General features: G+C 55.6%; 16 protein-coding genes and 3 tRNA genes. 10 read left to right on the plus strand and 9 right to left on the minus strand.

Annotated features, from left to right (window positions below; all coding sequences use genetic code 11):
- Window positions 1-188: 188 nt before the first annotated feature.
- From D0C27_RS16065 to D0C27_RS16075, 3 genes are all read left to right on the plus strand, one after another.
- Window positions 189-2,078 (plus strand): LTA synthase family protein, encoded by a 1,890-nt coding sequence (locus tag D0C27_RS16065; RefSeq protein ID WP_137431308.1) that lies wholly within the window; start codon window positions 189-191, stop codon window positions 2,076-2,078.
- Window positions 2,079-2,137: 59 nt separating this feature from the next.
- Window positions 2,138-2,214, plus strand: a tRNA-Pro gene (locus D0C27_RS16070).
- A 119-nt stretch (window positions 2,215-2,333) separates the two neighbouring features.
- Window positions 2,334-2,594, plus strand: coding sequence for a hypothetical protein (locus D0C27_RS16075; RefSeq protein WP_026485262.1), 261 nt, complete (start codon window positions 2,334-2,336; stop codon window positions 2,592-2,594).
- 34 nt (window positions 2,595-2,628) lie between these two features.
- Here D0C27_RS16075 and D0C27_RS16080 read toward each other — a convergent pair whose 3' ends face one another.
- Genes D0C27_RS16080 through D0C27_RS16090 form a run of 3 tightly spaced genes read right to left on the minus strand, consistent with a single transcriptional unit; the run spans window position 2,629 to window position 5,184 of the window.
- Window positions 2,629-3,123 carry a DUF421 domain-containing protein gene (locus D0C27_RS16080; protein ID WP_009457931.1) on the minus strand — a complete coding sequence of 165 codons (495 nt, stop codon included), beginning with the start codon at window positions 3,121-3,123 and terminating at the stop codon, window positions 2,629-2,631.
- 19 nt (window positions 3,124-3,142) lie between these two features.
- Entirely contained in the window at window positions 3,143-3,559 is a 417-nt protein-coding gene (locus D0C27_RS16085; RefSeq protein WP_009457933.1) for a c-type cytochrome, read from the minus strand.
- A 2-nt stretch (window positions 3,560-3,561) separates the two neighbouring features.
- The gene (locus D0C27_RS16090) at window positions 3,562-5,184 is read right to left on the minus strand and encodes a flavin monoamine oxidase family protein (protein ID WP_009457935.1); all 1,623 of its coding nucleotides are present in this window, start codon (window positions 5,182-5,184) and stop codon (window positions 3,562-3,564) included.
- A gap of 286 nt (window positions 5,185-5,470) precedes the next feature.
- Here D0C27_RS16090 and D0C27_RS16095 point away from each other — a divergent pair.
- Window positions 5,471-5,547, plus strand: a tRNA-Pro gene (locus D0C27_RS16095).
- Window positions 5,548-5,617: 70 nt separating this feature from the next.
- On the opposite strand, the gene D0C27_RS16100 is transcribed toward D0C27_RS16095, so the two are convergent.
- Entirely contained in the window at window positions 5,618-6,055 is a 438-nt protein-coding gene (locus D0C27_RS16100; protein ID WP_009457937.1) for a PACE efflux transporter, read from the minus strand.
- Between the two features lie 97 nt (window positions 6,056-6,152).
- Here D0C27_RS16100 and D0C27_RS16105 point away from each other — a divergent pair, with 97 nt between their 5' ends.
- Window positions 6,153-7,058: a LysR family transcriptional regulator gene (locus tag D0C27_RS16105; protein ID WP_035270956.1), complete on the plus strand. Its 906-nt coding sequence runs from the start codon at window positions 6,153-6,155 to the stop codon at window positions 7,056-7,058.
- On the opposite strand, the gene D0C27_RS16110 is transcribed toward D0C27_RS16105, so the two are convergent.
- Window positions 7,042-7,767 carry a transporter substrate-binding domain-containing protein gene (locus tag D0C27_RS16110; RefSeq protein ID WP_137431309.1) on the minus strand — a complete coding sequence of 242 codons (726 nt, stop codon included), beginning with the start codon at window positions 7,765-7,767 and terminating at the stop codon, window positions 7,042-7,044. The two genes, D0C27_RS16105 and D0C27_RS16110, sit on opposite strands and share 17 nt — an antisense overlap.
- 82 nt (window positions 7,768-7,849) lie before the next feature.
- Here D0C27_RS16110 and D0C27_RS16115 point away from each other — a divergent pair, with 82 nt between their 5' ends.
- Window positions 7,850-8,251: a DoxX family protein gene (locus D0C27_RS16115; protein ID WP_009457944.1), complete on the plus strand. Its 402-nt coding sequence runs from the start codon at window positions 7,850-7,852 to the stop codon at window positions 8,249-8,251.
- A 201-nt stretch (window positions 8,252-8,452) separates the two neighbouring features.
- Here D0C27_RS16115 and D0C27_RS16120 read toward each other — a convergent pair whose 3' ends face one another.
- The 3 genes from D0C27_RS16120 to D0C27_RS16130 are packed head-to-tail and all read right to left on the minus strand — an operon-like array spanning window position 8,453 to window position 10,822.
- Window positions 8,453-9,814: a sensor histidine kinase gene (locus D0C27_RS16120; protein WP_060185657.1), complete on the minus strand. Its 1,362-nt coding sequence runs from the start codon at window positions 9,812-9,814 to the stop codon at window positions 8,453-8,455.
- On the minus strand, window positions 9,811-10,476 hold the full coding sequence (locus D0C27_RS16125) for a response regulator transcription factor (RefSeq protein WP_035270961.1): 666 nt from the start codon (window positions 10,474-10,476) through the stop codon (window positions 9,811-9,813). The genes D0C27_RS16120 and D0C27_RS16125 overlap by 4 nt, the downstream gene beginning before the upstream one ends.
- A 1-nt stretch (window position 10,477) precedes the next feature.
- Window positions 10,478-10,822 carry a PepSY domain-containing protein gene (locus D0C27_RS16130; RefSeq protein ID WP_137431310.1) on the minus strand — a complete coding sequence of 115 codons (345 nt, stop codon included), beginning with the start codon at window positions 10,820-10,822 and terminating at the stop codon, window positions 10,478-10,480.
- Between the two features lie 121 nt (window positions 10,823-10,943).
- Between D0C27_RS16130 and D0C27_RS16135 the strand changes: the two genes are divergently transcribed.
- From D0C27_RS16135 to D0C27_RS16155, 3 genes are all read left to right on the plus strand, one after another.
- The gene (locus D0C27_RS16135) at window positions 10,944-11,198 is read left to right on the plus strand and encodes a type II toxin-antitoxin system Phd/YefM family antitoxin (RefSeq protein ID WP_060186045.1); all 255 of its coding nucleotides are present in this window, start codon (window positions 10,944-10,946) and stop codon (window positions 11,196-11,198) included.
- On the plus strand, window positions 11,191-11,454 hold the full coding sequence (locus D0C27_RS16140) for a Txe/YoeB family addiction module toxin (RefSeq protein ID WP_060186046.1): 264 nt from the start codon (window positions 11,191-11,193) through the stop codon (window positions 11,452-11,454). The genes D0C27_RS16135 and D0C27_RS16140 overlap by 8 nt, the downstream gene beginning before the upstream one ends.
- A 786-nt stretch (window positions 11,455-12,240) precedes the next feature.
- Window positions 12,241-12,319: transfer RNA gene (locus tag D0C27_RS16155), tRNA-Ile, on the plus strand.
- Between the two features lie 145 nt (window positions 12,320-12,464).
- Here D0C27_RS16155 and D0C27_RS16160 read toward each other — a convergent pair.
- On the minus strand, window positions 12,465-12,950 hold the full coding sequence (locus tag D0C27_RS16160; RefSeq protein WP_060186047.1) for a DUF4440 domain-containing protein: 486 nt from the start codon (window positions 12,948-12,950) through the stop codon (window positions 12,465-12,467).
- 278 nt (window positions 12,951-13,228) lie between these two features.
- On the opposite strand from D0C27_RS16160, the gene D0C27_RS16165 reads away from it, so the two are divergent.
- A complete protein-coding gene (locus tag D0C27_RS16165; protein ID WP_009459460.1) occupies window positions 13,229-13,987 on the plus strand; it encodes a M48 family metallopeptidase in 759 nt (252 codons plus the stop codon).
- Window positions 13,988-14,189: the final 202 nt, after the last annotated feature.

The raw sequence follows: 14,189 nt of genomic DNA on the forward strand, positions 1-14,189 counted from the left end.
CGGCAGGCTGTCTTTCAAAGCGGCCTGCTTTTTTTTCGTCTTTAAACCCCGAACCGGCATGCGGCCACACTTCCCCGAGAAGCCCAAGCGTTTAGCAAGATAGTTTGCTCATTAAACTGACATACAATCGTGCAATTCGATGCCAGTGCCACCGTCCGTGGCAATTAGGTCGACCAGGACCACATTTTATGCGCCATCTTGTTTACGTTTTTGTTCCTTCAGCCCTGATTTTGCTGACCGCTTTCAGGCTGGCTTTTGCCTTGTGGCAATGGCCGCGTGTGCGTCAGGCCGGAGGTCTGCTGCCCATCCTGATTGGCGGCTTGCGTATCGACGCCCTGATGATCGCCGCGCTCAGCGCCCCCGTGGTCTTGCTGGCCCCCTGGCTAGGACACTATCCCGTCATGACGACCATAGCCGCCATCTGGTTTACCTTCGCCTGGTTCCTGCTGACCTTGCTGGAAGTTTCCACGCCCCAATTCATTATTGAATACGACACTCGCCCCAATCGGCTGTATGTGGACTATCTGAAGCACCCTCAAGAAGTAGTGGGCATGCTCTGGAAAGGCTACAAGCTGATGATAGGCATCGCCCTGATTGGTCTGGGGCTGATTGTGTACTCGGGCTGGTCTATTTTTGGTCACGTGTCTGCCGACCCCGTGATGAGCTGGTGGCTGCGTCCTATCTGGATGCTGATTGCTGCGGCCCTGTGCATCCTGGCAATTCGGGGCACCTTGGCCCACCGCCCCATCAATCCTTCTTCGGTCGCCTGGAGCAGCGACAGCATGCTCAACACGCTGCCCTTGAACTCGCTGTATAACGTGGCCTACGCCATCTACAGCATGAAAAACGAGCGCTCGGCTGAGGATATTTACGGTGGCCTGGACGTCGCAGAAATGAACCAGATCGTGCGCGATGCGGCTGCCTTGCCGGCTGGCCCTGACACACTCCCCACCCTGCATCGTCAGACGCCAGTGCAAAAACGTGAGCGCAAACCCAATCTGGTCCTGATCGTGGAGGAGAGCCTGGGGGCGCAATATGTCAGCAATCTGGGCGGCGCCAATCTAACCCCCGAACTGGACAAACTGGCCCAAACGGGCTGGAACTTTCGCCGCGCCTACGCTACCGGCACGCGTTCGGTACGGGGTCTGGAAGCGGTTTCTGCCGGTTTCCCCCCAACCGTGGCAGACGCTGTACTGCGCCTGCCCGGCTCGCAAACCCGCTTTTTCACCCTGGCCCAATTGCTCAAGGAACAAGGTTACCGCTCACGCTTTATCTATGGCGGCGAAGCCCACTTTGACAATATGAAGAGCTTTTTCCTGGGCAATGGCTTTGATGAGCTGCATGAGCAATCCAGCTTTGAGTCCCCCGAGTTCGTCGGCACCTGGGGCGCCAGCGACCAGGATATGTTCAACAAGCTGCACCAGTTGCTAAGCCAGGACAAGGAGCAACCCACCCTGACACTGGCCTTCTCCGTCAGCAACCACTCGCCTTGGGAATACCCGGCTGGCCGTATTCAGGTGGAAGGCGATCCCGCCACGGTAGAGAACACGGTACGTTACGCCGACTGGGCCATTGGGGACTTCTTCAAGAAAGCGCGTGAATCCGACTATTGGGACAACACAGTATTCTTGATCGTGGCCGACCATGACTCGCGCGTGGGCGGTGCCAATCTGGTGCCTGTGCGTCACTTCCATATTCCTGCCCTGATTCTGGGCGCAGGCGTTCCCAGTCGTCAGGACGAACGCATCATGAGCCAGATTGACCTGGCCCCCACCCTGCTATCCCTGATGGGCATTGAAAGCGAGCACCCCATGATCGGGCGCGACCTGACCCAGCAGGACAGCGACCGGGCCATGATGCAGTACTTCGAGAACTATGGCTATTTGAAAGGCGACATCCTGACCGTGCTGATGCCACACCTGCCGCCTTGTCAGTATCGCTATACCGCGCCGGACAAGTACGAGCAGCTGGACCAGATAGACGAAGGGCTGGCCAAGGAAGCCCTTGCCCACGTGCTCTGGCCTAGCTGGGCGTATCACGAACAGGCTTACACCCTGCCCCACCTGCAAAAACGCTAAAACCGAGGGCTCAGGGCTTGACGAAGTCCTGAATTCGCTCTATTATGCTTGTCTTTAGTCGGGGCGTAGCGCAGCCTGGTAGCGCATCTGGTTTGGGACCAGAGGGTCGCGAGTTCGAATCCCGCCGCCCCGACCATTAAAGAATTAAAGGCTTAGTTCATTGCACAGTGAACTAAGCCTTTTTCTTTGCCTGCTCCCAGGGCATCGCCTTATTTGCGTTATGCTCTGACGACCTACCCTGATCAGGAATCGGAAATGAGCAATTCAAAAATTCTAGGTCTGAGCAGCCTGGCCTTACTGCTGTGCCTCCTGACCGTCCCTACCCTGTTTCTGCTGCTGCCAGTCTTTCTGTTCCCCCTGATCGCCTGCCTGATCGGCCTCTATGTTTACAAGCGTGGCCTGCGCGGACAAACTCGCAGTCTGGCTATTCGGCTTTTTGCCTTGCTGCCCTTCCCCGTAGCGGTGTTCACCTTTATTTTCTGCATGCAATGGATTTCGCAGGGCTATCGGGCCTGAGCCTTCAGCCCTGCCTGTTCCCGACCCGTTCACACTACACGGATGTGTCCTTCAAAAAGCTGAGTTTGCCATTAGGCTCAATATAAGCCGCCGCTACCTCTTCCAGCGACTGGATTCCGGCCAAACGCATTTCACTCAGGATTTCATCGCGGGTCACAAACTCCCGACGCATATTGCGCCACTGCAATTGCCCGTCCCTGACCACACACACTTTGCGCGGAGTGGCCAGTGCATTGAGCGCCGGGAATCGGTACATCAGCCAATCGACTATGTACCCCCAGGCCACAATGGTTGCGGCCACCAGCAGACCATCCGTCAAGGAATTGCTGCCGCCTGACATCGCATTACCACTGGCATCGGCAATCAGCAAAAGAATCAACAGGTCCGCAACGCCCAGCGATCCCAGTTCACGTCGTCCTGCCAGCCGCAGCAGGACGAACAGAACAAAGTACACCACTGTGCCTCGCAGCACGGACTCCAACACAGGTATTTCCAGTGCGAAGACCGTGCTCCAATCAGGTGTCAGCATGACGACAAGCAGCCTTTGATCAGTTCAGATCAAAGTACTGGTGGTCCTTGGGACGCTGGCCTGCCACATCCTTGGCCGTGATCTTGTCAGTGAACTCATTGCCCAGGTGAGAGCGCACATAGTTGACGACTTCGGCTATTTGCTCGTCATTTAGAACGCCACCAAAACCGGGCATGCCCTTATTGCCCTGGTTCACCATGAACACCACATAAGCAGGCGCCCCCAGTTTCGGATTCTTGGACAGGGACGGATACATGCCCGCCCCTTGAGCGCCCTTGCCATCGATCATGTGGCAAGACGCACAGACCTGCTCATAAATTTCCTGGCCGGTTTTCTGGGTAAAGACCACCGTATCACCCCCTACCACCGCCGTATCCGCATGGCTGATGGTCAACAGTCCCGAGGCCAGAAAAACCGCTAGAGATCGCATCATCATGACTAGGCTCCTTTGGAATCGGCTTGTTGATTACCCACAATATGGCTATGCAGGCGGGAAATCGCGTTCAGGGACGACAGGATCGCGCCTTCCTGCCAGGCGTTGACGTAAGAAGCGTGCTCACCCGCCAAAACCAGTCGACCATCAATCTGGCACAGGTTCTCGTAGTGCGCGGCCCGTGTCTGGTCCGTCCACATGCCATAGCAGCCCAATGTCCAGGGAACGCGGTGCCAGGCGACCGCCACCCCACTCTCGAACTCATCCTTATATTGAGGGTGGATTTGCGCACCATATTCCAGGGCCTTCTTGACCCGATCCTCGGGACTGAGCGACGACCATTCCACGGCGCTGGGACCGAACATATACCCCCCCAGCAATACGCCTTTGCCACCGGCCATCATGCCGCCACTGGGGTAAGAGATTTGTGTGATGGGCAGGTCGGTATAACTGATGCCGCCATAGATCGCGTCATCATCTTCCCAGAAGCGCCGTTTGAACTGCAGCCCGATCTTGACCGAGGGAGCGTAGGGCACAGCGTCAATGGCAGCGTGCATTTCCTTGCTGGCATCCAGATCTATCTGGCTCAGAATCGACAAGGGAATGGTGCATACGCACCAGTCTGCTGTTTCAGTGTGCTCGCTACCCTTGCTTTGATCCTTGTAGCTAACCGTCACCTTGCCATCACTCTGCTTGATCGCAGTGACCTTGGCATTAAAGGTAAACAGTCCCTCCAGCTCCTTGCCAAAAGCAGCGCCGATCTGGTCCATCCCACCCACCGGCTGAAACATGGTCTGCTGAAACTCGTACAGATCATGAATGCCCATATTGTGCCAAACACTGGAGCGCACAATATCGGCCAGTTTCAAAGGCTCGGAAAACTCGGGTTGTGCATTCAGACCACCTCCCGGATCACGCTCAAAACCGCGTACCTCGGAACTGGCATGGCCTTTCACATAAGCCATGTTCTTGTCCAAGGCCCCCCAGCTGCGCAAGGCTTCCAGCAGCTTTTCCTGATCCTCCTTGGACAAGGGTGCATCCAGAGACTGAGTATTAATGGCTTTGGACAAGAGCTCGGAGACCTGCCCCTGAAAATCCGCGTGGATATGGCGAAACCGCTGAGGCTTGCCACCAAAATGCTCTTTGCTATGCAGATAGGCGTTGTAGTTGTACTGGATAAACGGTTCCAGCCTGACTTTCAGCCGCTTGCAATAATCCAGCAAGGCCCGGTGATGGAAAGGAATCCGCCACGGGCCGGGGTTGATGTATTGATCCTTATCGAACTTGACATCCTGCTTGGCACCCCCCAGCTCGGTATAGCTGTCCCCGCCATGCAAGGACCAGTTGCGCCCCCCCACTTTTTCCCGAAACTCCAGGATTTTGACTTTGTACCCTGCGTTGCGCAGCTCCAAAGCGGCCACCATGCCAGCCAGACCCGCCCCCAGGATCACCACAGAGGTCCCTGGCTTGGGCTTGCCTTCCAGGCGAATCGGGCCATCGTAACTGCCCTCCGCCGCATGGCCCAGACGCATCATGGCCTGATACATGGCCGCGCCACCTGCGGCATACCCGACCATCGTCAGGAAATGTCGCCGTGTCAGTATTCCACCCTGTGAAACTTGGCTCATCGTCCTTTCTCCTTTTGGAAAAATGATGAGCAGCATTCGCCCCCAACTTCTTTGCCTGCCCCCGGTGCATGAATGCTACTCGTGTGGAAAAAAACAAAGAACACAATGCCTTATGATCAGCTTGTCACTTAACTATAAGCACCTAAAATGTTTAAGCCCAACATAAGAAACACATCTTTACAGGGCTGAAAATTAGCTGACTCCCGATAAATGCGTGCAAGCCCCTTTTTGATGTGGGCCTATGCTTGCCAAGTTCACCACGACGGGATATAATTTTTTTCTTAGTCGGGGCGTAGCGCAGCCTGGTAGCGCATCTGGTTTGGGACCAGAGGGTCGCGAGTTCGAATCCCGCCGCCCCGACCAAAAAATTCAAAGGCCTTGCAGAGCAATCTGCAAGGCCTTTTAGTTTTGCCAGTTCGGTTCACTGCGTCATTTAACTTTGGCTGGCGCTCACACCCACCGAGTCGGGCAAACCAAAAATAGAATCAAATGCCCAGTTGTAGATAAAGGCGAAGATGGGAAAGAAAGCCAGCAACACCGCTTCCATCAAAAAAGCTTTCCACAAGCTGACATTCAGCCACCACGCAATCAGCGGGATCAGCAAAGACACCAGCACAATCTGAAAACCGGCCACGTGCAGCACCCGGTGCCAGAACGTACGCGCCTGAATCTGACGACGGCGCTCCCAGGCTTCAAACAGCATGTTGTAGAACAGGTTCACCGATACCGCGCAGGTGCTGATCATGAAAGACAGCATCCCGCTTTCCATGGCCCCTGCCCCACTCAAGTGCCCCAATACGGTTGCCGCTACCATCATGCCCAGCAACTCGAACATCCCTATGTAGACGACTCTTCTTTTCCATCCCTGCACGATAAATATCCTTGATCAAAAGCTCAGAAAGCATGATTATCCGCAGTACAGCTTCTAGAAAAAGTCAGATTCCATCAGTTTTACTTATGGTTTAGCCATGCTTACCAGTGATCATCTTGAGCTCTTGCTTGCCGTGGTTGAACACGGCTCCTTCTCCGCCGCCGCGCGGGCGTTGCGCCGCACACAATCGGCCGTCAGCATGGCCGTGGCCAATCTGGAGGCCGAGCTGGATCTGTCGCTTTTTGACCGCAGCCGACGTGAACCTGTACCCACGGCCGAACTACTGGCCATGCTGCCCGACGCCAAGCTGATCGCCAGCCGCTTGCAGAGTTTGCGACTGCATTTGCAGGAATTATCGGGGGGATTGGAAAGCCATTTACGGCTGGGTATCGTGTGCGATGTCGATCCCGAACCGGCGTTGATTGCCTTGCAGGCTCTGGAGCAACGCTATCCCGGTCTGGACATAGAACTGCGAACCGCGCCCCAAGACGCGCTGGTCGAAGCACTGCAAAAGCGCGAGCTGGATCTGTGCATTGCCTATGGCGGACGGGAACTGGAAAGCGTGGGGATTGTGCAATCGCTGTGGACCGAAACCATTAGCGCTGTCGCTGCACCCGGCCATCCCTTGCTACAGGACAGCCCCAGGCCCCTGGAAGATTTGAAAGCCTACCGGCAGATTGTGATTACCAGCCCCGACAAGGATATACGCAAGGACCGTTCCATGCTCAGCCTGCGTCAATGGAAAACGGACAGTCTGCCCATGACACTGGAACTGGTGGAACGGGGATTGGGTTGGGCAAATCTGCCCTTGTCTTGCCTGCGGCCCTCACTGGAGTCTGGCCGTTTGCACCGTATCCAGTTCTCTACCGGCAGCAATGGTCTGGACTTGCCCATTTATCTTCTGCAATCCAAGGGACAGGATGTGGGCAAGGCGCAGGCCCTGTTCAGGCAGGCCCTGCAAGACGAATTGAATACGCGCCTTGCGCCTATTCCGGTACGGTGACATTCGCCTGGCCGCTATCAGCCAGGAACTGCGCCACCATCCCTTCCTTTTTCTGCCGGGCAATAAAGGCCTCAACCCAGGCATGGGCCAGCGTACGCTCTGACGGCACCGCCATGGCCTGACGAATCACAGTGAAACTGTCGGGCAGCACACGCAAGCCGCTGCGGGAGCGGGCATAGCGCTCCAAAGGCTGTCGTACGCCCGCAGCGGCATCCAGTTCTTCTTCCACAAACAGATCAATCGCATCGGCAGAGGTCGTTGCCCGTACCAGATCGGCATGTTTTAAATGACGGCTCAGGAACAAATCGTAGGCCGCCCCTTTGCCAACGGCAATGCACACGCCTTGCTGATCCAGCTGATCCACGTTCTGAAAGGCGGACTCGTCACGCACCAGATAGGTGCCTTCGATATGCACATAGGCTTCACTGAAGCGAATCTTTTCCGCACGCTTGGGATCAATCGCCAAAAACGCCAGATCCCACTCGTTCCTGTAGACCGCCTCTACGACAGCCTGGGCCGCATCGTAGCCATGAAATTGCACGCTCAGGCCCAGCTCTTGCGCCACACTGCGCGCCAGGTCCGCCGAGACCCCTTTGGGCGACTGCTCATTGGCACCGCGTTGGGCCAGGACGGGATTGCCATAATTCATGGCAACACGCAAAACCCCGCTGGGGGCCAGTTCTGCTGCGACAGCCTGCTTTTGTGTCATGTAAATGCTCCGTCATACTTTTAAGAACCCGGTCTTCTACAATAACGCACCTTCCTGTCCCACTACATAATGGAGCGCCTGTATGTCTCGTGATGATCTTGGAAAACTCTTGCTGCGTGTCACGGTCGGTGTGTTGATCCTGCTGCACGGCATCGCCAAGATACGTTATGGCATCGGAGGAATCGAAAGAATGCTGATCGCCAACAATATGCCCGGCTTTCTGGCCTGGGGCGTGTACATAGGCGAAGTGATTGCTCCCGTCCTGATGATTCTGGGTTTTTACGCCCGTGCCGGCGGTTTGATTGTAGCCATGAACATGGTCATTGCCTTGTTGCTGGCCCATAGCAACCAGATCGGCAGTTTCAATGCCCAAGGTATTTGGGCCTTGGAGTTGCAAGGCATGTTCCTGATTGGTGCGCTCACAGTCGGCTTGATTGGCGCCGGACGCTACAGCCTGGGTGGCGATGGCGGCCCCTGGAACTAAGGCTGGCCCGATTCATGTGCTAAAAAACGCCCGCTTCGCCGGGCGTTTTTCTTGGATGATCAAGCATAACCCCCACCTGCCTCCCCTTGTTCACCCTAGCCACTCAGTCCGCTGGTCTCAGGTACCTCTACGCTCGACGCTACTGCACTTGCACGGGAGTTAAAGTTAGTTGGCGTTGGCGTTGGCACCTGGCTTCTGGCCTTAACTCGCCAAGGTCAAATCCAGTCGTAACCCCCCTTTCTCCGACGCACTGGCTTGCACTTTCCCCTGATAGCTGCGCGCCAGCTCACGCACAATATCCAGTCCCAGTCCAAAGCCTGGATGTCGCTCATCCGCACGCTGGCCACGACCAAACACACGCTCCAACTGCTCCGGCTCCAGGCCAGGACCATCATCTTCCACCACCAGATGCAGCACATTGTCCTGCTGCCACACCTGACACCACACATTCTGCGTCGCCCATTTGCAGGCGTTATCCAACAGGTTTCCAGCCATCTCCTGCAAGTCCTGCTCTTCGCCTTTAAAGATCAACTCCTGATCGGGTAAATCCAGATGAATCTGCTTGTCGCTATGCAAACGCCCCATCACCCGACACAAGGACTGCAGACAACTAGACACATCCGTACGCACACCTATGGCGCGTACCGCCATGGCTCGTGCACGAGACAAGTGGTGGTCAACCTGACGCTGGGCCAAGGCCACCTGCTCGCTAACCAAAGCCGCCAAATGCGGATCTTCGGCTTGCGCGGCGTTGCCCATAATTGTTAGCGGGGTTTTGACCGCATGGGCAAGATTTCCCGCCTGCGCCCGTGCGCGATCCACCATACCCGCATTAGCACTGAGTACAGCATTGAAATCATCCACCAAGGGTTGAATTTCACTGGGGAAATTGCCACTGACTTGTGGCTCCCGCCCCTCCTGCACATCCAGCAAACGACGTCGCAAAAGATGCAGAGGGTACAAGGCCAGCACCACTTGCAAGATTGCCGCCAGGATCAAACCCACGGCCAAACCACCTAGCGACAGGAACAGAATCCGCTCAAAACGGGCTAATGGTTCGGCCAGCAGCTCCCGGTTGCCGGCCACCATGATCTGCAAGCTTTGTCCCTTGTCATTCACCTCGTCCAGCTCCTGACGCAACACAACCAGGCGTTGCTTTTCCGGCCCCGTCAGCGACAAGATGCCATTGGGCGAATCGGGAGCATTCACATCCAGAGCCTCGTCCCACAAGGAGGTCGAGCGCAAAACCACCGTCCACTGCTCACTGCCCGCTTCCTGGCGCGCAATTTGCCAGTACATGCCCGAATAAGGCTGTTCAAATAAAGGATCGCTCAGGCGCGATTGCAGAGTCACCCCATCCGCATTGTCCAGATTCACGTCCGCCATGATCTGGTCCAGATGAGTTTGCAAACGCTGCTCGAACTGCCGGTAAACGTGGTCTTGAAACAAGCGGTTCAGGCCCAAACCGGCCAGAACAATACTGATCAGAATCCAGGCCAAAGTCCCCAGCAGCAGGCGGCCACGCAGAGAGCCCAGAATGGTATGACCCCGCAAGGCGATCATGCTTCAGGGTCCACCAGACGGTAGCCCATACCTCGCACCGTTTCGATATAACCGGCGGGCAATTTCTTGCGCAGACGGCCGATAAAAACCTCGATGGTATTGGAGTCGCGCTCGAAGTCCTGAGAATAAATATGCTCGGTCAATTGAGTACGCGACAGCACTTGGCCAGGGTGATGCATCATGAACGCCAGCAAACGGTATTCATGGCTGGTCAGCGACAAGACCATGCCCGCACAACTGATGGAGGACGAGCGCGCGTCCAGCTCCAATTTGCCCAGCTGCAAACGTGGGTTCGCCTGACCGGCCGCACGGCGCAGCAAAGCGCGCATACGAGCCAGCAGCTCTTCCATGTGAAAGGGTTTGGCCACGTAATCGTCTGCACCCGCATCCATACCTTCGACCTTGTCGTGCCAATCATTGCGGGCGGTCAGAATCAGCACCGGCATATTGATGTCCGAAGCACGCCAGCGACGCAAGACCGATACCCCGTCCATGCCCGGCAAACCCAGATCCAGCACTACAGCATCAAAGGCCTCTACCTCGCCCTGATAATGGCCTTGCTCACCATCATGGGCCACCTGAACGGCATAGCCAGCCCGTTCCAGCGCCTGCTGCAATTGCGATGCCAAGGTAGGTTCGTCTTCAACAACCAGTATCCGCATCTTAATGTCCTCGGGAATGCGAGCGTTTCACGCCGCGCACAAGCAACACTTTGGCGGTCAAGGCGTCCACTTTCAAACGCAACAGGCGGTTGTCGTCAACCAGCATGCGCAAGTCATACACCCAGAGCTCAAAGCGCTCGTCATATTCAAACTGCACACGCAGCACTCGTCCGGGATAGGTCTCGCGAACCCGCTTCAGGACTTCCCGCAGCGGCAAGGCTTCTCCACGGCGCACGGCTTCGCGGGCCTGATCGTGGCCCCGATAGGCCGGGCCCGGAGGCCAGTACGGGCTGGGGCCGAAACGCTCATTAGGAGGGGGAGGTGGGGGGGGGGGGGGGGGCCCCAAATAAGCTCACTGCATGCGCCTGGCTCCTTCCTCCATCAAAGGCTTTAACCCGTACAGTAATCTGTACAAGTCATACTATTCCCATTAGACTTGTACAGTGAATTGGACAAGTAAGGTTACCATGAAAATCATCTCGTTTTCAGAAGCGCGCAACAGCTTGAAAGCTGTACTGGATGGCGTAGTCGATGACGCCAGCACCACCATCATCACGCGTCGTGATGCGGAAGACGCTGTAGTCATGTCACTCGATTACTACAACAGCTTGATGGAAACCGTCCATCTGCTGCGCTCCCCCGCTAATGCGGAACACCTGAGCCGCTCTATCGAACAATATCGTGCTGGCAAAGCCATGCCACGCGAGCCGAGCGATGACTGACCGTTTGTTATGCTGGACTGACGCTGCCTGGATTGACTATGTGTATTGGCAAGGCCAGGACCGCAAGACATTGAAGCGTATCAACAAACTGATAGAAGAAGTACGACGTGCGCCATTCGATGGCATAGGCAAACCTGAAGCGCTTAAAGAAAATCTGTCCGGCTTTTGGTCAAGACGCATTGATGACACGAATCGCCTGGTCTATGCCGTAGACAAGGCAAGCATCACCATCATTTCTTGTCGTTATCATTATTAATCAACCGGACTCTACTAAAGCCTCCAAAACCCGTCTGAATTCTGGTGCCCCCCCAGTGAGTCGAACACAGCACCCTACAATCCGAAGTGACTAATTCGTCCCTGGCATGTGAGACAAGAATGAAATGGCTGTTCCTATGCCTGATCATGGTATTGCTACCTCTGAGCACGCAGGCAAGAAACACTCCCTGCTCAGGCAAAAAAGGTGGCATTTCCCACTGCGAGGGGGAAGTCTTTGTATGCCGTGATGGTTCAGCCAGCGGCAGCAAGCGGTCGTGTCCTGCGTACACCGGCACTGCAGGACAACGTTCGCAGTCCAGGCCACAGGCGCTGCAATCCAGCAGCGTTTGCCCCTGCTCCAGTGGAACCTATTGCACCGGCCCTCGTGGAGGGCGCTATTGCGAAACCAGCACAGGTAGCAAGCGCTATCAGCGCAAATAAGGGGGCAGCCTGCGGTACTTGCTTAGCAATTGCCCTTTTTAGCCTGGCCGGGTGGACAGTGACGCTGCCCATATCCACCGTAACCATCCGGATCCACAATCACCGAACCCCTGGGAGTATGGACGGCACAGGCGGAAAGAATAGCTGTCATGGTCAATGCCAAAATAAGTGTTTTCATCATTATTCTCTGGATTTTAGACTCGCTCATTGTGCTCCAAGGATAAACAACAAGGTGCTACCAATCGCGAGCAAATACAGTTGGGCCTCCAGATGCTTGAATCTCTTGCTCTAGCCGTGGCTACGCTAGGCACAAACACAGACTTTATGTAATAATTGCGGACTTGTTGCCCCTCTAGCTCATGCTTGGTTAGAGCAGCGGACTCATAATCCGTTGGTGCCGTGTTCGACTCACGGGGGGGGCACCATCTCATTCCTCTTTCAAGCATCGGCCCGTACTAATAATAACAATGCCGAACTCGCTTGTTCCCTGCCGTTTGGCTTGCACCCAGCAACAAACCTGAAGCCCGGGCTTCTTGCTGTTTGAGCAAGTTACCCAGGCCTGAAAAGCGCTTATTTATCCGCCGGCAAGAGCGAAGAATGGTGGCTGACAATCAGCCAATCCCGCCCGTTCCATTGATAGGTATAGGTGTAACGCGCGCCTACGTCCTTGCCGCTGCTGCCCATATGAAAGGTATACAGCCCCGAGTCCACTGCCATATTGCAGCCTAGGGTTATCTGTCGTTGCGTTACCCTGCCCTGCGGCTTGCCAGCCAGAAAGTGGTCGAAATAATCTTCTTTCTCTGCCTTGGTGATGCGGTTTACCCCAGACAGCGTGGGTAGCAGAATCGAGCGCTCTGCATAGTTGTTAACGACGACCTCGGGTTTGCCGGTTTGTAGCGACTGGTTCCAACGCTCAAACAAAACGGCAACACCAGCCTCGTCTATCGGTGCACAGCTTGGTGAAGATTGGGCACTCAGGCTGCGTTCTCCCTGGGTCTGTGCCGCGCAACCCGCCAGCACCAGCGTTCCCAACAACACCATGATTTTCTTGCTCATTTCCCTTACCTCCCTCTCGTTTTTATGAGGCGGATAGTAGCATCGGTGCCTAATCATTAGCGTTTAACGCTGGTCGAGGCGACGTACTACAAACGTTCGGGAATGAGTGGGACATTGTGGGGCTGAACCTCCTTACTTAGTCTTGATCGTGCCCGCCCAGGCCTTTTATCTATGTGTAAGTGCACCAACAACAATTGTTAAAGTTTGTTTTATACAGGAACCCTTCGCCGCCTAGTCATTAAAATCGCTTCTCTTTATATAAGTAGAAGGGGAAGTTCATGACTTTTCGTATGGGTGCATTGGCCGCTATGCTGGCCGTCGCTGGCCTGACTGCAGGCTGTCAGACAATGGATGTGGGTGGCATGGTCGGTGCCGGCAGCAAGGCTGTCCAGGCGTTCAATTTGTCCGATCAGGAAGTGATTGCTCTGTCGGATCAGTCCTGCAAGCAGATGGATGCTGAAAACAAAGTGGCCAGCCCCAACAGCAAGTACAACAAGCGCCTGCAACGTGTCGTTAAGCCATTGGCGAAACAGTTGAACGGTCAAACACCGAACTTCAAGGTTTACCAGACTCAGGAAGTGAACGCCTGGGCCATGGCTAACGGTTGTATCCGTGTGTATGCCGGTCTGATGGACAAGATGAACGACGACGAACTGCGCGGCGTGATCGGTCACGAAATGGGCCACGTTGAACTGGGCCACAGCAAGAAAGCCATGCAAACCGCCTACGGCCTGTCCGCTGCTCGTGACGCTGCTGCCGCCACCGGTAACGGCGTGGTTGCTCAGTTGAACTCCAGCCAATTGGGCGAACTGTCCGAAGCCTTCCTGAACGCTCAGTTCTCGCAATCGCAAGAATCCGACGCTGACGACTACTCCTTTGACCTGCTGACCGAGCGCAAGCTCAAGACCCAGGGTCTGGTTTCTGCCTTTGAAAAACTGGCAGCTCTGGACGGCGGCGAAAGCAGCGTGATGAGCTCGCACCCCGGCTCCAAAGAACGCGCCCAGCGTATGCAACAGCGCATCGACGCGGCTAAATAAGCCCCTTCGACGCAGCGAATCGCATGCCGCTAACCCGTCCGCTTTTGCGGGCGGGTTTTTTTATGGGGATTCCAGGGATCACAAGTCAGGATGCAGCACAGCATCGGGCCGCCGCTACCAAACGCTGGATGCTCGGCCAGGAACTTTTTACCCGTACGATGAACCAATCAGACATTACCAACACCCGTACTCCCTCGAACGC

This window comes from Alcaligenes faecalis (genome assembly GCF_005311025.1).
Classification (GTDB): domain Bacteria; phylum Pseudomonadota; class Gammaproteobacteria; order Burkholderiales; family Burkholderiaceae_B; genus Alcaligenes; species Alcaligenes phenolicus.